Genomic DNA, 22,218 nt, shown 5'->3' on the forward strand with positions numbered 1-22,218 from the left:
TGTTAACTTATTGGCACCACCCTTGCCATTTAACAGACAGGTCAACAAAGGTCAAAAACTCAAAATAATTACAACAACAACAAAGAAGGTCAAAAACTCAAAATACAACAATCATGAAACTCTTATTTTCAACCCTGATAACATTTGCTTTGATCGTCAACACTGAACGCCCCGCGTCTGTGGAACCCGAAGCCTCTACCATCGCTCATTTCGTTCCTGCTACTGAAGCCAGCTTCGGTTACGCAAGTCCTTACTACCTCGATATCGATCGTGACGGTAAAAACGATTTCGTTTTCCAAACCGTATCGGTAGGTCTTGAAGGAAGTGTACACACCAAATACATCATCCAGGCATTGCAGGATCACCAGGTAATGGATATTGCCGGAAGTGCCGCCATCACTGAAAAAGGTGAAAACATCTCCATGGATATGCCACGCGGTAATGTTCGCTGGAGCGAGGCACACGGTGAGATCATCGAATCGGTTTATAACGGTGAGTCCCTCAACTGGAATGGAACCTGGTCTGGTGACCGTGCCCAGTACCTCGGCGTGAAACTTGTGAAAGATGGAAAATCATACCTCGGATGGGTACGTGTGGAACTCAACCCCGAAACTGAAAAAGCATTCGTAAAAGAATACGCCATCAACAGAACACCCAACGCGAATATCGCATCAGGTGACATGTAACAGAACTTTTGAGGTTAGTAAACAGATACAGAAATTATTCCCTCAACAATAAAAAAAGCCCCAAAACGGGGCTTTTTTTATTGTTGTGAATGGGCACATATGCGCCGTACATTTCCACCCACCAGCGTCATCCCTGCGGTACTCCATGAGGGACCCGGCTATGCCGGGGACATTCAGGGAGTCGGGCCGGGAGCTTATACCGGCCTGCCTGCCGGAAGGCAGGGATGACGTGCTGATGGGCAGTGACTAGCTATTCCCTACGCCCTATCATCTCTTATTGCCCTATCACCTGTAATCGGATGAATCTTCGATCAAATAAGGCCAAAGATCTCGTCTTTATACCACTACTGACTATCCCGAAGGGACCCCTATGGGGCTGACTACTGACTACTGACTAACTGCCAGCAGGCAGATTCCCTGCAACCTATCACCTGTTATGGCCTGTTCCCTGCTCGAGACGCCTTCATGATCAGCTGATTATAATATCCGCTCCACTGGTTTCTTAGCTGAAATTATAGTATCTTCATCGTCCAAATTTTAACCAATACCACCATGAAACGAATAGTATTTTTGCTGGTGGCGCTTGTACCAATGACGTGCTTTGCGCAAACAGCTTTTCAAAAAGACCTTGTTCAAATGATCAAGGCGAATTCAGAGAAAGTTATTGGCCTGGCGGAAGCCATTCCTGCCGACGACTACAGCTGGAGTCCTGCGGAAGGTGTACGTGATGTTGAAGGAGTCATTATGCACATCATTGGTGCAAATTATTTCTTTCCAACACTGGCTGGCGCAACGATCCCTGAAGGTATCGATCCCCGAAATATGGCGAATACTGTTAAGGGCAAGGACGCCAGTATCGAGGCTCTCAAAGCTTCGTATGACTTTATGATCAAGAGTGTTTTGGCAGTACCGGAATCAAAGCTCAATGAAGAGTTTGACTTTTATGGCACCAAAATGACTGTTCGTGGCGCTTTACTGGTAGCATTTGGTCACTGTGAAGAACACATGGGGCAATTGATCGCCTATGCCAGATCGAACAATGTTGTTCCACCCTGGAGTCAATCAGAATAATCACATAAAAAGGGCCGCCTCAAATGAGGCGGCTTTTTTATTTAATCTCCCACGAATTGGACCCTGACAGCAACGCATCAAGATCAGCCGGTTCATGACTATGTTCTTTGAGCTGATCCTCCAGCACCTGCTCGTATGTTGGCCTGTCCTCCTGATAAAATATTCCGAAGGGCCTTGGCAGGGAACCTCGTTCGATGCTGTAATCGAAAAACCGGGATAAAATTGATGCTTTGATTTTGTCTGAAGGATCGTGAATCCAGCAGTCATTTACTGAATTTACATCAAGATCCACCACCCTGGGAGTAAAGCCATCCAGGACAATCCCCTTGTTGCCATTGGAAAATGTAAGGGGCTCTCCTGTCACCAGGTTTATCACGTGATCATCCTTCGTTTCCTTATTGGTAAACAGATCGAATGCCTTGTCATTGAAGACAATACAATTCTGATATATTTCAAGGAAACTCGCGCCCTTATGGGCATGCGCAGCAGTGAGAATTTCCCTCAACTGGACAGGGTTTCTGTCGATGGCCCTGGCGACAAACGTTCCTTCAGCACCAAGTGCGAGCGCAATGGGATTAAAAGGCATATCCACCGAACCATAGGGTGTTGACTTCGTAACTTTGCCGGTAGGTGATGTGGGCGAATACTGCCCCTTGGTCAAACCATAGATTTCATTATTGAACAAGAGGATGTTAATGTCAAAATTCTTGCGCAACCCATGAATCAGATGATTACCACCAATAGAAAGACCATCACCGTCTCCGGTTATTACCCATACGTCCAAGTCGGGATTTGTGGCTTTAACGCCGCTTGCAATGGCGATGGCGCGTCCGTGAATACCATGCATTCCATAGGTATTCATATAATACGGATAGCGGGAAGAACATCCAATCCCTGAAATAAAGACAGTTTTTTCCTTGGGTATTCCGAATGTTGGCAGAACCGTCTGCACCTGCTTAATGATGGAATAATCACCACAACCCGGGCACCATCGTATGTCCTGATCAGAGGCATAATCCTTTGGAGTTAATCCGTTTTTTTTGGTTTCTACTTTCATGACAATTCTTTTTGGATGGCTTCTTTTATCTCATCAACTGTAAAGGGAAGTCCTTTCATTTTCGAAAGGCTTTTTGCATCAATAAGGAATCGATCACGGATCAGCATTGAAAGCTGCCCTTTGTTCATTTCCGGAATTAATACTTTTCCAAAAGAGCTTAGCAGAGCCCCCAGGTTTCTGGGAAGCGGGTTAAGATACCTCAGGTGGATATGTGCTACTGAGACTCCCTTTTCAACCTGATCGCGGACGGCTGTCTCTATGGCACCAAAAGTTGATCCCCAGGACAGAATACAAAGATCTGCGCCGGCTACACCACGGTTGATTTCCTGTTCCGGGATAACCTCAGCTATTTTGGCAATTTTCCTGTCCCGGATTTCAACCATTTTTTCATGATTTACGGGATCATATGAAACATTACCGGTAAGAATTTCCTTTTCCAGGCCTCCAATACGATGTTCATAGCCCTTTGTGCCAATCGGCACCCACGGTCGGACTTCAAACTCATCCCGGACATACGGCATATACTGCTCATCCCTGAAAGAATTTGGCGGTACCTGCTTTATTTTAATTTCGGGCAATTCATCACTTGAAGGAAATCTCCAGGGTTCCGCCCCATTGGCAATATATCCATCAGAAAGCAGCATCACCGGTGTCATATGTTCAACCGCAAGTTTCGCGGCTTCATAAACTGCACCAAAGCAATCTTTGGGGGACGCTGCGGCAAGAACCGGCATTGGCGCCTCACCATGCCGGCCATAAAGTGCCTGCAACAGGTCAGCCTGCTCCGTTTTTGTAGGCATGCCGGTAGACGGACCACCTCGCTGTACGTTTACAATCACCAGTGGAAGCTCCAGGATCACTGCGAGTCCGAGTGCCTCGCCTTTCAATGCGATCCCCGGTCCGGAAGAACCCGTACATGCCAGTCCGCCCGCAAATGCCGAACCGATAGCAGCACAGGCAGCGGCAATTTCATCTTCTGCCTGGAATGTTTTTACCCCGAAATTCTTATGCTTACTCAGCTCATGGAGAATATCGGAAGCCGGGGTAATCGGGTAGCTCGAATAGAACAAATCGAAGTTGTTATGTTTTGCGGCGGCCACAAGACCAAGGGCAACACCCTGATTTCCGTTAACATTCCGGTATTTACCACGGGGAAGCTTTGCCGCTTTAACCTTGAACCGGCTGGTAAATGTTTCGCTTGTATCGCCGTAGTGATACCCTGTCTTCAGTACCTCAACATTCGCTTCAGCGAGTTCGGGTTTATCGGTAAATTTCTGTTCGATAAAATGAATTGTATTATCGAGCTTCTGGTTGAACATCCAGTAGACGAATCCCAGCACGAACATATTTTTACATCGGTCTACTTCCTTCATACCCAGCGAGCTGTCTTTCAGTGCCTCCCTGGTAAGTTTGGTGATATCAATAGCATGAACCTCATAACCATCCAGAGAATGATCCGTCAGGGGGTTTTCATCATCAATGTATTTGGCAAGCTTCAGATTCTTTGCATCAAAGCCACCGAGATTGGCAATGATGATCCCGCCCTTTTTCAGGTTGGGAAGATTTACTTTCAATGCGGCGGCATTCATCACCACAAGCACATCATACTGATCGCCTGGTGTAAAAACCTCCACGCTTCCAAATTTCAGCTGAAAGCCTGATACACCTGAGGTGGTACCAACCGGAGCCCGAATATCCGCAGGATAATTGGGAAACGTACTGATATCATTTCCGAAGAGTTCCACGGTTTCCGTGAACTGTCCGCCTGTCAACTGGATGCCATCACCACTGTCTCCAGCAAAAAGTATGACGACTTCTTCTGATTTTGTGAGTGCCATAATTTGAGGTATTTGTTCGAACATAAACTACGCATTTCAGATAGTCCAAAGACTTACCTGCATCCTGATTAGATATGATTTTGATCAGTAATGACTCTTGATATTTCTTCATTAGTTTGTAATTTGAAGGACCACTTCAAATCATGCCTGACACTGCTCACTATTCATTAACCGGCTCCGGAAAACCAATAGTTTTTCAACATGGGCTGGGCGCAAACCTGAACCAGGTATTAACATTATTGAATGGGCTGGAAAAAATTCAACTGCTCACATCAGATTCAAGAGGCCATGGAAAAACGCCTTTCAACCCTGATGTTCCTTCTTCCTTCAACGCGTTCACCGACGATGTAATTACAGTAATGGATAAATGCGGCATTCAACAGGCCATTGCAGGAGGCATCTCAATGGGATCCGGAATTGCAGTGAACATGGCACTTCGATACCCGCATCGGGTTGCGGCGATCATACTTTTACGGCCAGCATGGAAGTGTGAGGCCGAGCCTGAAAATCTCAAAATTCTGAGCCATATTGCCTCGGTAGTTAATCATTCAGGTGGTCGGGAGGAATTCATGCAAGCTCCGGAATTTCGGACAATTGCTGAAAAGCATCCCAATGCGGCGACCTCAGTTCTGGGCATGTTCAACAGGGATCAGCAAATGCATACTGCTTCCATTCTCAAAAGTATGGTTCAGGATCAGCCATGCTCGTCAGACCCCACTTTATTGTCGGTCCCGGCGCTTATCATCGGTAATGAGGATGACCCGCTGCATCCATGGCAAATGGCAGTGGAATGGAACGAAATATTGGCGGAAAGCAAACTAATACAAGTAACTTCCCGCTATCTTGATGATGAAAAACACAGAATTGAGACAGTAACAGCGATACAGGAATTTATAAATAAGTTAACTATTTAATCGGTATGAAAAGTGCATGGAATGATGCCGTTGCTAAAGAATTCATTACAGATCCACTGGCTATGAGGGTCTATACCTCCAGGCTGCTGGGACAGGAAGAGGACCTTGTACTCCATGGAGGAGGGAATACATCGGTAAAGATCACTGAAAAGAACCTGTTCGGAGATGACGAAGAGATTCTTTACGTAAAGGGAAGCGGATGGGACCTCGCAACCATCGAATCCCAGGGGTTTGCCCCTGTAAAAATGGATGCCCTGCTTCGATTGGCGACACTTCCTGTGCTCACTGATGGCGATATGGTTAAAAATCAACGCATGGCCATGACCAATCCGGCCGCTCCAAATCCATCTGTTGAAGCCATTTTACATGCGATAATTCCTTTTACCTATGTGGATCACACTCATGCAGATGCGGTAGTAACGCTCTCCAATACCCCTGATGGTGAACGGCTGATCAGGGAAGTATATGGCGATAAAGTAATGATTATTCCTTATGTGATGCCAGGATTCATTCTTGCACGAAAGATTTATGAAATGACGCGCGATATTGACTGGAATCAGCTGGAAGGTATGATCCTGTTACATCACGGGGTTTTTACTTTTGCCGATGATGCCAGGGTGAGTTATGAAAAAATGATCGAACTGGTCTCCCGCGCAGAGGATTATTTCAGTTCAATCGGGATTTCAGCCGGTGTGGAGGCAAACCCGGATCCTGTTGATCCGCGGTTTCTTGCCCGTATCCGAAAAAAAGTCTCTGAAACCGCAGGGGTTGCAATGCTCTCCAACCTGGATGACAGTCCGCTGTCTGCCGGGTTCAGTAAGCTTGAAAAAATTGATCAAATCATCAACAGGGGGCCTCTTACGCCGGACCATATCATCCGTACGAAACGAACCCCGGCAGTTATTCATGATGATGTGGATAAGGACATCGATCACTATGTCGATGATTATGCCCAATATTTCAATCGTTATGCATCCGGTGAAACCATGCTGGACCCTGCCCCGCGCTGGGCGGTACTGCCGGGCATGGGTACATTGTCATTCGGACCGTCGGCAAATCACCTTAAAATCATCAGAGACATCACCACGCACACGAAAAAAGCCATATACCAGGCAGAACAATTGGGTGGGTGGACTGCACTGCCTGAAAAGGACCTTTTTGAAATGGAGTACTGGGAACTTGAGCAAGCCAAACTGAAAAAAGCTGGAACGGCCAAAAAATTTCAGGGTAAAATCGCGATGGTAACAGGTGCTGCAAGTGGTATTGGCAAGGCCTGTGTTGAGGTTCTTATTGCCAGCGGGGCATCCGTTGCCGCACTGGATATCGACAGTGCCATTGATGGGCAATTTAAAAGTCCTTCCGTGCTGGGGATCAAATGTGATATCACCGATGCGCAGGCTGTATCAGATGCTATTGAAAAAACTGTTAGACATTTTGGCGGATTGGATATGATCGTTTCCAATGCCGGTATTTTCCCGCCAAGCGCGCGTATCGAAAATATGGACGAAGCCACATGGGATCGCAGCATTGATATAAATTTGTCGAGTCACCGCCGACTGCTATCGATGGCCATTCCCTACCTGAAATTAGGAATCGAGCCGTCGGTGGTTTTTATCGGCTCTAAAAATGTTCCCGCCCCGGGGCCCGGGGCATCTGCTTATTCAGTCGCAAAAGCAGGTCTCGCACAGTTGGTTCGCGTAGCCGCCCTGGAACTGGGTGATTCAGGAATTAGGGTAAATGCGGTACATCCGAACGCCGTATATGATACAGCGATTTGGACAGACGAAGTCCTGGCGACACGCGCAAAGCATTACGGTCTGTCAGTTGAAGAATACAAAACCAATAATATTCTGAAAAAGGAAGTCACCTCCATGGATGTGGCGGGTCTGGTAATGACGATGCTGGGTGATACTTTTTCAAAAATTACAGGGGCCCAGGTGCCTATCGACGGTGGCAATGAAAGGGTCATTTAACCAAATTGATTAACAAGAGCTAATTATGATAGTACCAAGAACATCACGAAAAGAAATAATGGCCAAACTTCGCAAGAAGATTGATCAGAATCTGCCCATTTTCATCGCCAGCGCGGGAAGCGGCCTTGTAGCAAGTCTTCTGGAAAAAGCAGGGGCCGATTGTATCAACACATTCTCAGGCGCGAGATTGAGGGCTAATGGGATGGGCACCATGTCGATGTTGTGGCCTATTCTGGATTCCAATAAACAGACTTTTGATTATACACGCGAGGACATAATGCCGGCAATCAAGGGCGACGCATTTATTTGCGCATGTATTAATGCAAATGATCCGCTTAAGGATATGCGCTGGTTTCTGGAAGACCTTAAAAAGATCGGTGTTTTTTCAGTGTCGAATATTGGCCCGTCGATCAGCTATGTTGATAAGGACAGTGAAATATTCAAGGTGCTAACAAAAAGTGGAATTACACTTCAGAATGAAATCGATATGCTGAAACTGGCGCGCGAGATGGATATGGTTTCCATTGGGCTGGCTTTCAATATGGAAGACAGTATCAAGATGGTTGAAGAGGCTCAGCCTGATATTTTCTGTTTCCACGCTGGTACAACCAAGGGCGGATTGAAAGGATATGATTCGGGTGAAACCATCGATGAAACTGCGGCCCGCACCGAAGAGGCGAATAAGGAATTACGACGGATCAAACCCGACATTATGCTGATCGCTCATGGAGCGGCGCTTGAAACCCCGGAGGATGCACAATACATTCTGAACAATACGACGTGCGATGGTATCTGGACAGGTTCGTCAACCGAAAGAATTCCCATTGAAAGGGCCGTATATTCAACCGCGAAGGAATTTGCCGACCTGAGATTCCCATCAAAAAAATAAGCCATGAATAAGACCATTGCATTACTCATTACACTGGACACAAAAGAGCAGGAAGCGGCTTTTCTTGTGGATGAGATAAAGAAGCTTGGTGACCTGCCATTGCTGATGGATATTGGGGTAGTTGGAGAGCCGGGAACCCCGCCGGATATCACACGGGAGGAGATTGCCCTGGAAGGTGGCAAGCCTATTCATGAGCTGTTGAAAAATCCCACACGCGAAGAGGCATCGCCGGTGATGGTGCAGGGATGTATTAAAATCCTGAACCGCAAAATTATGTCGGGTGAGGTGGATGCTGTGCTTGGTCTGGGTGGCACCCAGGGCACGTCGACCTGCTGCAATATTATGCAGGCCCTGCCCTATGGGTTTCCAAAGATTATGGTCTCAACCATAGCCGCAGGTGATATGTCGGGATTCGTTGGAATCAAGGACATAACCATGATGTTCTCTGTGAGTGATATCCTCAGGTTGAATCCGTTTACCCGAAAAATTCTGGCGAATGCGGCGGCAGCAGCAAGCGGTATGGCTGGAGTTGAGACCAAATTTCTCATGGAAAAGGGTGACAAGCCATTAATTGGCATGACCAACCTGGGAGTACTCACAAAAGGGGCCATAGAAGCCATCAACTATATCGAAGAAAATGGCTATGAGGTCATCGTATTTCATGCCGTAGGATCTGGTGGGCGGGCGATGGAGCAAATGATGAAAGAAGGAATCATCGGGGCCGTGTTCGACTATGCAATGGGTGAAATCGCAGATGATGTCTGGCACGTTCTCCGTGCAGGAGGGCCTGAGCGTCTGACGGTCGCTGGTAAGCTTGGCATCCCTCAAGTGTTATGTCCGGGCGGTGCTGAACACCTGGGTATACTTGTAGAAGAGCATGAGATTCCTGAAGCATTCAGGGATCACAAACAGGTTTTTCACAGTCCGGTCATATTCGTACCACGCCTGAATTCCGAAGAAATGATCCGTGTTGCCGATGACATTTTAAAACGACTTCAGTACACAAAAAATAAGGCGTATTTCATGTTCCCTTTGAAGGGTGTTGGAAGGTATTCAATCCCCGGCGGCGTATTGCATGACCCTGAAGCGGATGCAGCATTTTTTGATCATCTGAGAAAGAATCTTCCTGCCAATATCGAAGTCGTGGAAATGGATACACATGCTGAAGACCCGGTTTTTGTGAAGAAGGCCGTTGATCTTTTAATTGAACTGATAGAGGAAAACTAATACCTCACTGCACCGGGTCTATTCATTTATGGTCAGGGTGGTCATCCATGCATAAATCTTTTCCAGATCTCCATCGGGGACATAACCCATTGGAGCCATGGGAGTATAATCCGGCCAGTTGGCAGGTTCAGGGTTGGCAATCAGAGTTTTAAATTGCCCGAGTGTAAGATTCCTGGCGGCTATTTCCGGCCAACCGGGTCCGACAGGTTTTGATTCCATTCCATGACAACTGGCACATGCATACCGGTTTAGCAGATTTTGAACCTGAACCGAATCTGCTTCAACAGGCGCGGCCTCGCTAACGACTTGTTGAACCTCCTCTTCCGCTGAATTGTCTTCAGCATTGGAAGCCGGCTGACCGCATGATGCCATTAAAAAAAGAAAAAGGATGCATGACCACTTCATAAACTATCAGATTTAATACAACATCAATATATCAAATTCAACCGGATTCGACTACTTTTCCGAAAGCATATTAATAATTGTTCTGCCCATGAAGATAATCAGGCGGAACAGACGTCATGCTGCTCTAAATTTGTAATTTGATGATTTTATGATACAACTTTTCCGAACCATCAGGCGCGATCTGCTCAATAAGAAGAAGCTGGGAAACTATTTTTTCTATGCGCTTGGGGAGATACTTCTTGTCGTACTTGGAATTTTAATTGCACTTCAGATCAATAACTGGAATGAAGGGCAAAAACAATCTGCTCTTGAACAGAAGTTACTGGTTGCGATTAAAACTGACCTGGAGGCAACGAAAAATGATCTGAAAACGGATATACGGTCTACGGACAAGCTAATGGCATATACAGATTCTCTGTATAACAGTCTGTATTATCGTGATAATTATAAAGGTTCGTTTCCTTTCAGGTTCCCATTGTCGCGAACCTTTCAAAGAGGAGCATTATTCGCAAAGATCAGTGCTTATGAGTCGTTAAAATCAGCAGGGATAAATATCATTTCCAATGATTCACTACGCAACAGGATCACTGAATTCTATGAACTTGGTCTTGGCAGAGTTCGGGTAAATGAAGAAATCATGTTGCATTACCGGAATAATTACCTGATTCCTGTCATGGAAGAAACGTTCACGACAGGTGATGATTGCAGTACGTGCAAAAGTCTGCGCGAAGTTATTGATAATGGAACAGATAAAAACTGGATCAGTATTGAAACGGGCGATAGTCAGCTGAAATTTGTATTAAAGTCATTTTTTGAAAGTCTCCGCAGTCAGAAACGCCGATATGAGGAAGTTCTTGATGAAATTGAAGCCCTAAGCCAGCATCTGTCGGCAGAAATCAATTAATTTTTTGTAAAGCTCACTTGACATTTAATTAAGTTTACATATCTTTGTGTAAAGTTAATTTTACTTTTAATCAAATCTACTTTACTAATGGAACAGTTTGAAAACAGGAAAACACTTAGCTGGAGGAATACAAAGAATCTGGCATTATGGACAGGATTATGGCTTGTTTCGCTGGCCCTGGCAACGTTTGGTGCCAAATTTCTGTGGGACTTTGATCCGCTGATTTCGGTATTAACCATACTGCTGAACCTGGCAATGGGTATTGGGATGATCCTGGCCAACATCCGCTACATTCGCGGACTGGATGAGTTGGAGAAGAAAATCAGCGTAGATGCCATGGGCATTGCCCTTGGGGCCGGCGTTGTTGGGGGATTGAGCTATTCGTTACTCGATATCACGAATGTCATCTCATCCGATGCGGAAATCAGTATGATCGTTGCGTTGATGGGTATTACTTACCTGCTGGCAATTGTTATCGGTAAACTCAGGTATCAATGAAAAACAGGATAAAAGTTCTTCGTGCAGAACGGGACCTGACACAGGCTGATCTGGCCGACGTGCTCGATGTTTCGCGACAGACTGTCAATGCAATTGAAAAGGGAAAATTCGATCCCAGTTTGCCGCTGGCATTTAAGATCTCCCGATATTTCAATTTAAGGATTGAGGAAATATTTCAGGATACTGATTAATTCTTACCCGTTGAAGTTACTTCCTTAAGAATCAGGGTATCCACGTATGATGAAAGAAGCAACTCAACCCGGGATCACCCTGAACGTTAAAGCCCCTCAATTTATCCTGACCGATATTTTTGACAGGGAGATCAATCTTGAATCCTATACCGGAAAAAAAGTCTTCATTGGCTTTTTCCGGCACGCTGGTTGTCCGTTCTGCAATTTACGGGTTCATGCCCTGAAGAAACGGCATGCGGAATTAAAGGAGAAGGGTCTTGAAATGATCTTCTTTTTTGAATCGGGCAGCCGATTGTTGAAGTCCAGCATGTTTCACCAGGAGGTATCTCCTATTCCACTCATCGCCGATCCGGAAAGGATATGGTATCAGACCTACGGCATTGAACAGTCTATGGCGAAGTCCATGAAAAGTCACCTCACTTCATTCATTCAAACTGCGATCAAAGCAAAAATGGCTGGCGTTCCTATACATGCCATGGCCGACGGTGAATCAATTACTACCATGCCTGCCGAGTTTTTGCTGGATGAGAATCAAATCATCCGGAAAATCCATTATTCAAACGGCCTCACAGACCGGATGTCGATGGAGCACCTCATTGATTTCGCTGAAGCAACCTGAGTGTTTATTTAAAGCTATACAGATACGGTGCTTTATGGGCCTTACCCGAAAACAGTTTCTCATGACGCTCCAGAATATCCAGTGAAAGCATTTTCCGCTGAAATGTACTGCGCCGCAGAGGCATCCCCAGAATGGCTTCATGAACATGCTGGAGATCCTTCATGGTAAAACGCTCCGGCAATAAGCTCTTCCCGATTGGTTTGGAATTCAGGTCTGTTCGTATCTGATCAAGCGCCTTGTCAACAATTAACCGATGGTCCAGAATCAGGGGCGGTAACGCATTCACTTCATACCAGCATATTGAGTCCGACAGCGGGTCGGGGACCGGGGTGACATCGTCGTAATTGATCAACGCATAATGGGCAATAGACATAAACCGGTCCAGCATCCAATGATCCGGATCAATGCTGAGATTATGTGCTTCCAGAATCGATTCCATAATTTCAGGCTGAAATCTGGCCATCGTTCCGAACGTATGAAACTGTTCCAGGTAAATGGATGAAATTCCCGTGCGTTCCATCACTCCGCGCTGTACCGCATCAGAAAGGTCCTCACCCCGCTTCACAAATCCACCCGGTAGTGCAAATAATCCGGTATTATGATATTCCAGAATCAGTATCCGAAGCTTCTTCCCGTTAAATCCGAAAATAACTGAATCATATGCGATATGAGGTAAATATTCAGATGATGATGGTAATTCAATGCTCATTTCTTTTCGGCCGGTTGCTGTTTCAAAACTAAAGTTCTGGATGGAAAGATAGGCTTTTCCTGAAATAATAATTACTATTGTCTCATAATGAGACATTAAAATTATGAAACGATCCCTCAAACTCTCTCCTGGCCGTAGTATGGTAACTTTTCTGTTCATCTTACTGGCATCAATCCATTCACCTGCCCAGTTTACTTCAAACCTGATATCCCCGGAGATCAGTTCCGATAATACCGTAACTTTTCGCATTCATGCGCCGAATTCCGACGATGTTCAGCTAACCGGGAGCTGGATGGCCTTTAATGAAACGGCTAAACTCATCAAGGGAGATACGGGCACATGGACGCTCACTGTTGGTCCGCTGGCACCCGAACTCTATGGTTATAATTTCATTGTGGATGGCGTGAATACCCTGGATCCGTTAAACAAGCACATCAAACGAGATGGCACCTGGCGGGTGGAAAATGTATTATTCATACGTGGGACCGCATCAGACCTGTATGAGCCGAAAACCGGACCGAAGGGAACCGTTAGTCAGGTCTGGTATTCATCACCAACCCTTGGCATGACACGCCGAATGATTGTATATACCCCTCCCGGATATGCCGAAGGAAATGAGAAGTATCCTGTCATGTATCTGCTGCACGGTGGCGGAGGTGATGAAGAGGCATGGCCCGACCTTGGAGTAGCTCCTACCATAATGGACAACCTGATCAATCAGAAAAAAGCCGTTCCCATGATTGTTGTAATGACCAACGGCAATCCGGATCAGGCAGCGGCCTATACCGAAACTCCTGTCCTTGATAATCCATCAAGAGGAGCAGCAGGCATGGCCAATAAAATGTTTGAGGAAAGTCTCGTGAAAGATGTGATCCCCTACATCGAAAAGAACTATCGCGTAAAAACAGGCAAGCAAAACCGGGCGCTGACCGGCCTCAGTATGGGTGGATTACAAACCATGAATACGACTTTCAAATACCCCGATATGTTCAACTATATCGGTGTGATGAGCATGGGGTTCGCTGATCTGAGCGCCTTTGGAATTGAAGTGGACCTAAGTGAACGGGATCAGCAAATTGATGCGCTCAAAAAGGCAGACCCCAAACTTTACTGGATTGCCTGCGGAAAAGATGACTTTCTGTATGAAAGCGTGACCACCATGCGCAAGGAACTTGATGAGCACGGCTTTGACTATACCTATCGTGAAAGTACTGGTGGACACACCTGGTCGAACTGGAGAATTTATTTATCAGAATTTGCTCCAATGCTATTTAAATAGGAAATTCCATCATGGTAAAGCATTGGCAAGTAGGTTTGTTTGTACTGGCATCGGTTCTTTCTGCCTGCCAGACATCATCAGACCAAAAAGTTGAAACGGATGCCGAAGAGTCGGCGGCACTACGAAGGAGTACCCCTGAAGCCCAGGGAGTATCTTCCGGCACAATCATCAACCTGCTGGATAAAATTGAAGAAAGCGGACTGGAATTTCACAGTTTGATGATCGTTCGTAATGATCATGTGATCGCCGAAGGCTGGTGGTCGCCGTATGAGGCTGAATACAAACATACCCTGTACTCCCTGAGCAAGAGCTTCACCTCCACGGCGATCGGTTTTGCCTTACAGGAAGGACTCATAACCATAAATGACAAGGTGGTTTCCTTTTTCCCGGAAGATCTGCCAGATACCATGGATCAAAACATCAGGAACATGGAGATCCGGCATTTGCTTACGATGTCTACCGGACATGCGGTGGGTACACAGCGGGGGATGTTTGCAGATCCGGATGGGAACTGGCCCAGAGGATTCTTTGCCCAAAGGTTAACCTATGAGCCAGGCGAAAAATTCATGTACAACACCGGTGCGACTTATATGCTTTCTGCCATTATTCAGAAAACCACCGGCATGAAGATGCTGGATTACCTGAAACCCAGGCTGTTTGAACCATTGAAAATTGAAGGCATGGACTGGGAAGAAGACCCGAAGGGTGTGAATGTCGGCGGGTACGGACTTCGTGTGAAAACAGAAGACATTGCAAAGCTCGGATTGCTTTACCTACACAAAGGAAAATGGAACGGTGAACAACTCCTTTCGGAAGCGTGGGTTGAAGAAGCCACAAAATACCAGATAAAGAATAACGATGGAGACAGCGACTGGTCGCAGGGTTATGGCTATCAGTTCTGGCGATGCAAACCGGAAAATGTGTATCGGGGCGATGGCGCATTCGGACAGTTCTGTATCGTAGACCCCACACGGAATTTAGTGATCGCTATCACCAGCGAAAGCAAGAACATGCAGGCCTCCATGGATTTAATCTGGGATTACCTTCTTCCTGAAATTACCCGGGACAGCCTGGCTCCTGACCCTGAAGGTGTTAAGAAATTACAATTTACGCTTCAGGGGTTAGCCCTGTCGGTTTCGGAACTCAAAAAAGAAATTCCTGATTCGCTTAATGGAATAACCTTTCCTCTGGATCCTAATGAATTAGGTTTAGGGGCAATTCAGGTTGATCTCAATCAACGAAAGGTTGTTCTTACGGGCGAAGATACACTGGAGCTTACTTTTGGCTGGAACGACTGGCACCTGAATAAGATTCGCGCTCAAATGCCCCTTGGTGCCCAGGTAGAATCCTACATGGCTGTCATGGGCGGTTGGGATGCAGATAATAACTTTGTAATCCACAGGCAATTTGTAGAAATGGCCCATCATGACCGTTTTGTATTCAACCTCAATGAGGGAAAAATTACCTGGAATGAAAGCGTGTCACTCTGGACTCCTCAGAATAAAGGCAGGGAAGTAACACTCATGGAATAATGAAATTTCGAAATATTTAAGGCCTCATTCATTGCGCAGAACCTCTGCAGGATTTGAGGCAGAAGTATTCCATATCTGATAACCAACTGTTAAAATACTAATGACCAACAGGATTCCGGCAGCGATCAAAAGTTCCCAAACCTGAAGCGTTGTCCGATATTCAAAGGACTGCAACCACCATTTCATGCTGAACCAGGCGTACGGACTGAAAAGAATAATGGCCCATATAATGGGGTTCACTGATTTCCATCCCAGTAATTTCATAATACTTCCAACTGAACCCCCAAAAATCCTTCGGATGCTTACTTCCTTCAATCTGTTCTGAACAATGTAAAGTGTTAATCCATACAATCCGAGGCAGGCAATCAGTATTACAATAAATCCTGCAAGCCGCGCGATCATTTCTGTTTTTTTGATTCCAGAGAATTTTCTGGCATAGTCAACATCTGTAAAACGGTAATCAAACGGATACTCAGGCGCATATTTTTCAAAAATTTCTTCAACCTGTTCCATCTGCGCAGAAATATCCTGATTTGGGGCGAGACGTATATGAACAATGCTATTCCAGTCGGATCCCGGATAAAGTATCATCGGCTGCATCTTTTCAAAGGGAGATCTGGTAACAAAATCTTCCACCACACCAACGATCGTCCATTCCCTGTCGCCATCCTTAACGGATTCACCCAACGGATCATCCATCCCCATTTCAGCGACAGCAGCCTGATTCACAAGAATTGCATTTGAATCGGATGGATATGATGCAAAGTCAAGATTTCTACCACTGGTAATATTAAATCCGGCAGTTTCCACCATCTGGTCATCAATTACGAACCTTTGAAAAATAACGCGATCTTCAGGATCCTTTCCGGTCCATTCAATATTATAGGTGTTGGACCACTGGTCTGTTATGGCGGATGCGGAAGCAGATACGGAACTGGCCAATCCCATTGATTTAAGTTCGTGCCGGTAGGCCTCGAACGAACGGTTCAGAGATTCAGGAAGATTATGGTAAATCAGGAGCTCCTTATCATATCCTGAATTTCGATTTTGCACAAACCGTATCTGCTTTTGAACAACAACTGCTGAGAAAATCATCGTTACGGCTATACCAAACTGAAATATGACGAGTCCTTTGCGCAGAACTGAACCTCTGACGGAGACCTGCTCACGAAAGATAACTGAAGGCTTAAATGTTGATAAGGCAAGTGCCGGATAAAAACCTGCCAGCAATCCAAGGATTGTAGTGATCCCAAATGCCGCAAGCCAGAACCAGCCGCTTGTGATCGGGATCTCAAGATTTTTCGCTGTAAGCTGGTTATATAAAGGAAGCAGTAGATATACCAGAAGGATTGAGAGCAGAAAAGCTATGGAGGTGAGAATATGGGATTCTGTGAGAAACTGGGCAATAAGCGCCGATCGCCTTGCTCCATTTACCTTGCGTATGCCGATTTCCTTCGACCGTTTAGCTGCACGGGCGGTACTAAGATTAATAAAATTTATAGCCGCTAAACCTAGCAGAAATATACCCAGAAGGATGAGCATCCTCACGATTACTATTCTCCCGCCGGATTCAACACCATTTTCGAACTGACCATGCAAGTGGGTCCGCAGAAAAGGGTATAAAAATATTTCTGGGTCCCTGGCATCACGGGTATGCTCCTGTACGATAGATGCCAGTTGAACATTCACATCCTCTGGTGCAACACCTTCACGAAGTTTAACAAACGTACGAACAGAATTATTCTTCCAGTTCTCGTCCCTCCCCTCAAGGTTTTCCAGAAATGAAAATGGCAGGAGATAATCGAATGAGAATTGCGAATTTTCAGGAAGGTCCTTCAGAATTGCCGTGACATTAAATTCAAAGTCATACCCGGAACTGGAAATAGTGACAGATTCTCCAAGGGCAGGCTGATCCCTGAAGAGTTTTTTCGCAAATGATTCCGTCAGGATGATAGAAGCCGGATCATCCAATGCTTTTTTACTTGCACCCTGAAGCTGCGGGAATGAAAATATTTCAAGAAAGTCAGGTTCAGTAAAAACACCGGCCTCGTTAATAATGTGAGTACTGTTTACCTTAAATAAAAACGGTGACTGGTATGAAGCAAAGCTCACCGACTTTTCCACCGACGGGTACTGTTCCCGAATCGACGGTGCGAGTATCCTGGGAGTATTGTCCCAGGCTGATATTTCCCCATCAATCACAGTACGGTTGTAAGCTGTATAGATGCGATCGGCATCGGTGTGGAAATTATCATATGTAAAATCCTGCCAAATGGACAGAAAAAGAAGAAAGGCACTGGTAATACCGATGGTAAGTCCTGAAATATTGATAAATGAGAATAACTTATTACGCATCAAAATCCTGCTGGTTGTTTTATAATAATTGAGCAACAGGTGCAATGAGATGAGGCTCCGGATACGGTTCCGAAAGAGTATGCCGGGGCGCAGGTAGAAAAGGACATTCCACCATAATCCGATTGAAGCGCGAGCCTTATTTTTTGTGCGCAAGTCCTTATTATATCGTTGAATCAGGTCGCCTTCGATCTCCTCAAACAAGGAATCAGGGCAAACCAGGCGGAGAAAACGCGTTAGCAATGAAGGCAATTCATGTATTTGGTTCATGATCAGGAAATCTTCAGTTGTGGTACCATCCCCCAAAGGAGCAGTCGTTTTTCCTTCAGCTCCTGAAGAGTAGCCATACCGGCATCTGTGACCGTATAAATTCGCTTCCGGCGGCCACCGCGTTCATTCGTACCCCCACCCATATGGGATTTCAGAAATCCTTTATCCTGCAGCCTGTATAAGGTGACATGCACGGCACTCAACTTAACACTTCGCTTCAGGCGTAATTCAATCTCATCCGTGATCGCTGCTCCATAGGCATCATCGCCCAGCGCGGCAACCATGGTGAGAATGATCTCTTCAAATTCACCCAGAAATTCCTTTGACATAGTATATGCTTATATTTTGTTAACAAATAAAATGAAGTTCACAGAAATAAGCAATAGTTTGTTAAAAAACTTAAATGGAGGTTATGATAACAAGGTTGTTCAAAGAAATACCAACTGAACGAATGTCTAAATTTCTCTAAATGGTTACGTTTACGCAAATTACAGCTGTATGTGCGGCATTTTAGGTTTTTACAATCTCAGCATAGAAAACGATCGCTTGAGGGCTGCTGTGTCCAGTATGCAGCATCGTGGCCCTGATAATCAACAATTCATCCATTTTAAAGAAGACCAAATCGGGCTTGGCCACACGAGGCTCACTATTCTCGATCAGAATGAACGGTCCAATCAGCCAATGACTTCTCCGGATGGTCGGTATACCATTGTTTACAATGGTGAAATCTACAATTTTCGTGAGCTTAAGGCAAAATATAACATTGAAACTGAAACCACCTCCGATACAGAAATCGTCCTGAAGTTATTCATCCTTCAGGGAACTGATTTCATACATGAGTGTAATGGGATGTTCGCGATGGCGATTCTGGATAATGAGGAAAAATCAATTCATATTTATCGGGACCGCCTTGGAATTAAGCCGTTATATTATTTTCATAATGGCAAATCGCTTGCTTTTGCTTCAGAATTAAACACTCTCAAAATTCTGCTGCCCGGGCTTAAGGTAAATAAGTCGGTGATTCCAGATTTTTTACAACTTGGCTTTATTCCTTCACCCTATAGCTGGTATTCTAATGTTTTAAAACTGCCTCCCGGTTGTTGCCTTATCTATTCTGCTAAATACGGCATTGAGGTAACGCCTTTCTGGGAATTGAAGAAACCGGGAACAGGATTTCAATGGACGGATGAAAAAAGAGCGAAAGAAACCTTATCAGCCCTTATATCTTCTTCAATTGAGTATCGGCTGATTGCAGATGTTCCGGTTGGAGCTTTTCTAAGTGGCGGCATTGACTCAAGCATAGTTGCAGCTTTTGCAAAGAAGCACAGTCCCGGGAAGCTGATGACATTCAGTATCGGATTCAAGGATACGAAATATGATGAGCGCAAATATGCAGAGGCAGTTGCCAGGCATTTGGGCACCGAACACACTTCCTACGTATATTCTGAAAAAGATCTCATCAATGAAGTAGGCAGTATATTAGACCTGTATGGCGAACCATTCTCAGACAGTTCTACTTTTCCGACCATGCTCGTTTCAAAAATTGCTCGCGAGCAGGTAAAGGTTGCATTATCAGGGGACGGCGGCGATGAACAATTTATGGGATATAACTCATATAGATGGGCAAATCGTCTTAGTAATCCAATTATTTATAATTTTAGAAACTTTGGAGCCTCACTACTGGCCATGAAGGGCGATAATCGAAGCAAACGTGTGGCAGAATTGCTTAAAATCCCGGATAAACAGCACTTTTATCAACACATTTTTTCACAGGAACAATACTTTTTTTCAGATTCAGAAATTTCTCAATTGATGCTCTCCCCTGGTTCTGCAACATTACTATTCCATGATAATCTTGATCAGGCAGCACAAAAGCAGGCTTATTTTGATTTAAAGTATTATCTCCCGGATGATCTGTTGATGAAAATTGACCATTCCAGTATGAAGCACTCTTTAGAGGTGCGTGTACCTCTTCTTGATTACCGGATTGTGGAATTTACTCAACAACTTCCTCTTAATATGAAGCTCCGGAATGGCCAATCGAAATACCTTCTGAAGCAGGTGCTGTTTGATGAATTACCACAAAAGCTTTTTAACCGACCAAAGTGGGGTTTTGCCGTTCCTCTCCAGCGCTGGCTTACAAAAGATTTACACTACCTGATTGATGATTATCTGAATGAAACGCGGATAAATGAAACCGGCATCTTCAAATTCAATGTGATTAATGAGTTGATAAAACGATTTGATAATGGTGATCATTATCTTTACAACCGCCTTTGGGTTTTAATCCTAGTACAAATGGCTTTAACAAAGGGTACTGAAACGAAATAATATCCTGCTTCAGAATGAAGACCTCTGTAATTATAACTGTTTATAATCTTGAAAATTTTTTAGAAGAGGCGATTGATTCTGTTTTTGCACAGACTGTTCAACCGGATGAGATCATCGTAGTAAATGACGGATCAAAGGATGATTCAGATGAAAAAATTCGCAACTACTTAGATAGGATCATTTACATCCATAAAAAGACCAACGAAGGTGTGCTTCCGGCCATTCTTTCGGCTATCGACAAAAGCAGTGGCGATATTCTCCTGTTTCTTGATGGCGATGACATTTGGGGAAAAACTAAGATTGAAAAAGTCATGGCAATTTATCACCGCCATGAAGATGTCATGATGGTAACCCATAATTACAAATGGATTGATCGTGATTCAAATCCACTTGCTACTATTGATGAAACCCACAAAAATTTGGCAAGGATCGGCACCAGCAATGATTCAGGATACATACAAAAATCCAGCATACTTAAAGAATCAATATTGAGCTATAAAGGAGTCTGGCTTGGAAGTGCTTTTTCTATCCGGAGGAATGTTTTAAATCTCACCAAATTTAAATCATTCCTGTTAGAAACCGGGTCTGAGCTCATTGGAAAAAGTCATCAGGACCAGCCATTGGTGGCTTTCATCATTGCAACGAATCCTCAGCAACATATTTACTTTTTAGACGAGGTTCTTTTTTACTACAGGGTTTATGGAGAGAATTCAAGCGGCAACACCCAGTCACTGGTATCGGCATTTAAAACCCTGGAGAGAAGCTACGCCACCGTTTTTTATACTTTTCAAATGCTGGAAAGACTTATGCCAGAGCGTAAAAAAGAATGGCACATCCAGCGCGGATCCCTGGCATTTTTAGAATATCTCAAAGAATTATATGGGGGGAGAAGAATTTCTGCCCTTAGAAAACTTTATGATGCACGTGCGTCTATGTCCTTCAGGAAAATTTTAAAAGAATCTACCCGATTTCTGATGATTGCTACTTTTGGGAACAAGGCCTATTTCACGCTTAAGCGATTCCTGCTTTCATAACTATGATTTCCCTGCAAAATTCCGATCTTGCTCTGAAATGACTGATTTATGCGGATCATTTATATAATTCCTTCACTTGAGACCGGCGGAGCCGAGCTTCAATCAATTAATCAGCTAAACTACCTAAATGGGCAAAACGTGGATTGTGGGCTGGTCGTTTTGAGCAACAGGATCAAGAACCTTTCTTCACTATCGATCCCTTCTGATCAAATATTTTTATTCAGCGAGAATCCAAATGATACATTAGGGATGAGGTTTCTTACCAAGGTCCCCTATATGATAAATAAATTACTCGATATAATTCCACCGAAAGAAAGCATTCAGTTAATTCTGGTGCTTGAAGAATCACATTTGATTGGAAGAATTTTAAAGCTATTTCGTCCAAAAGTTAAACTACATTGTTATTTCAGGGATATTCATTACACTCCACATCATTCAG

At 44.7% G+C, this 22,218-nt stretch carries 21 protein-coding genes; 15 read left to right on the forward strand and 6 right to left on the reverse strand.

Features of this window, described 5'->3' with window-relative positions; genetic code table 11:
* The first annotated feature begins 113 nt into the window (after nt 1-113).
* The 3 genes from LDX50_RS25950 (at nt 114) to LDX50_RS25955 (ending at nt 1,757) form a co-directional block, all read left to right on the forward strand.
* Nucleotides 114-686: a hypothetical protein gene (locus LDX50_RS25950; protein WP_225698740.1), complete on the forward strand. Its 573-nt coding sequence runs from the start codon at nt 114-116 to the stop codon at nt 684-686.
* Nucleotides 687-785: 99 nt separating this feature from the next.
* Nucleotides 786-914, forward strand: coding sequence for a hypothetical protein (locus tag LDX50_RS30890; RefSeq protein ID WP_255647412.1), 129 nt, complete (start codon nt 786-788; stop codon nt 912-914).
* Nucleotides 915-1,238: 324 nt separating this feature from the next.
* Complete coding sequence (locus LDX50_RS25955; RefSeq protein ID WP_225699204.1) at nt 1,239-1,757, forward strand: DinB family protein; 519 nt, start codon at nt 1,239-1,241, stop codon at nt 1,755-1,757.
* 37 nt (nt 1,758-1,794) lie between these two features.
* Here the strand turns inward: LDX50_RS25955 and LDX50_RS25960 are convergent, their stop codons facing one another.
* Together LDX50_RS25960 and LDX50_RS25965 are read right to left on the reverse strand one after the other, a co-directional pair.
* Nucleotides 1,795-2,814: a 2-oxoacid:ferredoxin oxidoreductase subunit beta gene (locus LDX50_RS25960; RefSeq protein WP_225699205.1), complete on the reverse strand. Its 1,020-nt coding sequence runs from the start codon at nt 2,812-2,814 to the stop codon at nt 1,795-1,797.
* A complete protein-coding gene (locus LDX50_RS25965) occupies nt 2,811-4,676 on the reverse strand; it encodes a 2-oxoacid:acceptor oxidoreductase subunit alpha (RefSeq protein WP_225699206.1) in 1,866 nt (621 codons plus the stop codon). Before LDX50_RS25965 ends, LDX50_RS25960 begins: the two co-directional genes overlap by 4 nt.
* Nucleotides 4,677-4,795: 119 nt before the next feature.
* Between LDX50_RS25965 and LDX50_RS25970 the strand changes: the two genes are divergently transcribed.
* The 4 genes from LDX50_RS25970 to LDX50_RS25985 are packed head-to-tail and all read left to right on the forward strand — an operon-like array spanning nt 4,796 to nt 9,655.
* Nucleotides 4,796-5,566 (forward strand): alpha/beta fold hydrolase, encoded by a 771-nt coding sequence (locus tag LDX50_RS25970; RefSeq protein ID WP_225699207.1) that lies wholly within the window; start codon nt 4,796-4,798, stop codon nt 5,564-5,566.
* A gap of 5 nt (nt 5,567-5,571) precedes the next feature.
* The gene (locus LDX50_RS25975; protein WP_225699208.1) at nt 5,572-7,539 is read left to right on the forward strand and encodes a bifunctional aldolase/short-chain dehydrogenase; all 1,968 of its coding nucleotides are present in this window, start codon (nt 5,572-5,574) and stop codon (nt 7,537-7,539) included.
* A 25-nt stretch (nt 7,540-7,564) separates the two neighbouring features.
* Nucleotides 7,565-8,428 carry a phosphoenolpyruvate hydrolase family protein gene (locus LDX50_RS25980; protein ID WP_225699209.1) on the forward strand — a complete coding sequence of 288 codons (864 nt, stop codon included), beginning with the start codon at nt 7,565-7,567 and terminating at the stop codon, nt 8,426-8,428.
* A 3-nt stretch (nt 8,429-8,431) separates the two neighbouring features.
* Nucleotides 8,432-9,655 (forward strand): Tm-1-like ATP-binding domain-containing protein, encoded by a 1,224-nt coding sequence (locus LDX50_RS25985; RefSeq protein ID WP_225699210.1) that lies wholly within the window; start codon nt 8,432-8,434, stop codon nt 9,653-9,655.
* 18 nt (nt 9,656-9,673) lie between these two features.
* Here the strand turns inward: LDX50_RS25985 and LDX50_RS25990 are convergent, their stop codons facing one another.
* Nucleotides 9,674-10,060: a c-type cytochrome gene (locus LDX50_RS25990; protein ID WP_225699211.1), complete on the reverse strand. Its 387-nt coding sequence runs from the start codon at nt 10,058-10,060 to the stop codon at nt 9,674-9,676.
* Between the two features lie 148 nt (nt 10,061-10,208).
* Here LDX50_RS25990 and LDX50_RS25995 point away from each other — a divergent pair, with 148 nt between their 5' ends.
* From LDX50_RS25995 to LDX50_RS26010, 4 genes are all read left to right on the forward strand, one after another.
* Complete coding sequence (locus LDX50_RS25995) at nt 10,209-10,964, forward strand: DUF6090 family protein (RefSeq protein WP_225699212.1); 756 nt, start codon at nt 10,209-10,211, stop codon at nt 10,962-10,964.
* Between the two features lie 87 nt (nt 10,965-11,051).
* Nucleotides 11,052-11,462, forward strand: coding sequence for a hypothetical protein (locus LDX50_RS26000; RefSeq protein WP_225699213.1), 411 nt, complete (start codon nt 11,052-11,054; stop codon nt 11,460-11,462).
* On the forward strand, nt 11,459-11,653 hold the full coding sequence (locus LDX50_RS26005) for a helix-turn-helix transcriptional regulator (RefSeq protein WP_225699214.1): 195 nt from the start codon (nt 11,459-11,461) through the stop codon (nt 11,651-11,653). The genes LDX50_RS26000 and LDX50_RS26005 overlap by 4 nt, the downstream gene beginning before the upstream one ends.
* A gap of 46 nt (nt 11,654-11,699) precedes the next feature.
* Nucleotides 11,700-12,272, forward strand: coding sequence for a redoxin domain-containing protein (locus LDX50_RS26010; protein ID WP_225699215.1), 573 nt, complete (start codon nt 11,700-11,702; stop codon nt 12,270-12,272).
* Between the two features lie 4 nt (nt 12,273-12,276).
* On the opposite strand, the gene LDX50_RS26015 is transcribed toward LDX50_RS26010, so the two are convergent.
* Nucleotides 12,277-13,077: an NUDIX hydrolase gene (locus LDX50_RS26015; RefSeq protein WP_338030008.1), complete on the reverse strand. Its 801-nt coding sequence runs from the start codon at nt 13,075-13,077 to the stop codon at nt 12,277-12,279.
* Nucleotides 13,078-13,084: 7 nt separating this feature from the next.
* Here LDX50_RS26015 and LDX50_RS26020 point away from each other — a divergent pair, with 7 nt between their 5' ends.
* On the forward strand, nt 13,085-14,260 hold the full coding sequence (locus tag LDX50_RS26020) for an esterase (protein ID WP_225699216.1): 1,176 nt from the start codon (nt 13,085-13,087) through the stop codon (nt 14,258-14,260).
* 11 nt (nt 14,261-14,271) lie between these two features.
* On the forward strand, nt 14,272-15,792 hold the full coding sequence (locus tag LDX50_RS26025; protein WP_225699217.1) for a serine hydrolase domain-containing protein: 1,521 nt from the start codon (nt 14,272-14,274) through the stop codon (nt 15,790-15,792).
* Nucleotides 15,793-15,816: 24 nt separating this feature from the next.
* Here the strand turns inward: LDX50_RS26025 and LDX50_RS26030 are convergent, their stop codons facing one another.
* Together LDX50_RS26030 and LDX50_RS26035 are read right to left on the reverse strand one after the other, a co-directional pair.
* Nucleotides 15,817-18,414 (reverse strand): ABC transporter permease, encoded by a 2,598-nt coding sequence (locus tag LDX50_RS26030; RefSeq protein WP_225699218.1) that lies wholly within the window; start codon nt 18,412-18,414, stop codon nt 15,817-15,819.
* 2 nt (nt 18,415-18,416) lie between these two features.
* Nucleotides 18,417-18,743, reverse strand: a complete 327-nt coding sequence (locus LDX50_RS26035; RefSeq protein ID WP_225699219.1) for a PadR family transcriptional regulator — start codon at nt 18,741-18,743, stop codon at nt 18,417-18,419.
* Nucleotides 18,744-18,912: 169 nt separating this feature from the next.
* Here LDX50_RS26035 and asnB point away from each other — a divergent pair, with 169 nt between their 5' ends.
* Both asnB and LDX50_RS26045 read left to right on the forward strand, forming a co-directional pair.
* Nucleotides 18,913-20,745: an asparagine synthase (glutamine-hydrolyzing) gene (gene asnB / locus LDX50_RS26040; RefSeq protein ID WP_225699220.1), complete on the forward strand. Its 1,833-nt coding sequence runs from the start codon at nt 18,913-18,915 to the stop codon at nt 20,743-20,745.
* 14 nt (nt 20,746-20,759) lie between these two features.
* Entirely contained in the window at nt 20,760-21,779 is a 1,020-nt protein-coding gene (locus tag LDX50_RS26045) for a glycosyltransferase family 2 protein (protein WP_225699221.1), read from the forward strand.
* Nucleotides 21,780-22,218 lie beyond the last annotated feature (439 nt).

The organism is Fulvivirga sedimenti, from assembly GCF_020328055.1.

Bases quoted from the DNA above. Each gene is read 5' to 3' on its own strand.
- LDX50_RS25960 (WP_225699205.1), bottom strand. From the start codon at position 2,814: ATGAAAGTAGAAACCAAAAAAAACGGATTAACTCCAAAGGATTATGCC.
- asnB (WP_225699220.1), top strand. From the start codon at position 18,913: ATGTGCGGCATTTTAGGTTTTTACAATCTCAGCATAGAAAACGATCGC.
- LDX50_RS26020 (WP_225699216.1), top strand. From the start codon at position 13,085: ATGAAACGATCCCTCAAACTCTCTCCTGGCCGTAGTATGGTAACTTTT.
- LDX50_RS26000 (WP_225699213.1), top strand. From the start codon at position 11,052: ATGGAACAGTTTGAAAACAGGAAAACACTTAGCTGGAGGAATACAAAG.
- LDX50_RS25980 (WP_225699209.1), top strand. From the start codon at position 7,565: ATGATAGTACCAAGAACATCACGAAAAGAAATAATGGCCAAACTTCGC.
- LDX50_RS26025 (WP_225699217.1), top strand. From the start codon at position 14,272: ATGGTAAAGCATTGGCAAGTAGGTTTGTTTGTACTGGCATCGGTTCTT.
- LDX50_RS30890 (WP_255647412.1), top strand. From the start codon at position 786: ATGCGCCGTACATTTCCACCCACCAGCGTCATCCCTGCGGTACTCCAT.
- LDX50_RS26010 (WP_225699215.1), top strand. From the start codon at position 11,700: ATGATGAAAGAAGCAACTCAACCCGGGATCACCCTGAACGTTAAAGCC.
- LDX50_RS25990 (WP_225699211.1), bottom strand. From the start codon at position 10,060: ATGAAGTGGTCATGCATCCTTTTTCTTTTTTTAATGGCATCATGCGGT.
- LDX50_RS26015 (WP_338030008.1), bottom strand. From the start codon at position 13,077: ATGTCTCATTATGAGACAATAGTAATTATTATTTCAGGAAAAGCCTAT.
- LDX50_RS25995 (WP_225699212.1), top strand. From the start codon at position 10,209: ATGATACAACTTTTCCGAACCATCAGGCGCGATCTGCTCAATAAGAAG.
- LDX50_RS25955 (WP_225699204.1), top strand. From the start codon at position 1,239: ATGAAACGAATAGTATTTTTGCTGGTGGCGCTTGTACCAATGACGTGC.
- LDX50_RS26045 (WP_225699221.1), top strand. From the start codon at position 20,760: ATGAAGACCTCTGTAATTATAACTGTTTATAATCTTGAAAATTTTTTA.
- LDX50_RS25950 (WP_225698740.1), top strand. From the start codon at position 114: ATGAAACTCTTATTTTCAACCCTGATAACATTTGCTTTGATCGTCAAC.
- LDX50_RS25975 (WP_225699208.1), top strand. From the start codon at position 5,572: ATGAAAAGTGCATGGAATGATGCCGTTGCTAAAGAATTCATTACAGAT.
- LDX50_RS26035 (WP_225699219.1), bottom strand. From the start codon at position 18,743: ATGTCAAAGGAATTTCTGGGTGAATTTGAAGAGATCATTCTCACCATG.
- LDX50_RS25970 (WP_225699207.1), top strand. From the start codon at position 4,796: ATGCCTGACACTGCTCACTATTCATTAACCGGCTCCGGAAAACCAATA.
- LDX50_RS26005 (WP_225699214.1), top strand. From the start codon at position 11,459: ATGAAAAACAGGATAAAAGTTCTTCGTGCAGAACGGGACCTGACACAG.
- LDX50_RS25965 (WP_225699206.1), bottom strand. From the start codon at position 4,676: ATGTTCGAACAAATACCTCAAATTATGGCACTCACAAAATCAGAAGAA.
- LDX50_RS26030 (WP_225699218.1), bottom strand. From the start codon at position 18,414: ATGAACCAAATACATGAATTGCCTTCATTGCTAACGCGTTTTCTCCGC.
- LDX50_RS25985 (WP_225699210.1), top strand. From the start codon at position 8,432: ATGAATAAGACCATTGCATTACTCATTACACTGGACACAAAAGAGCAG.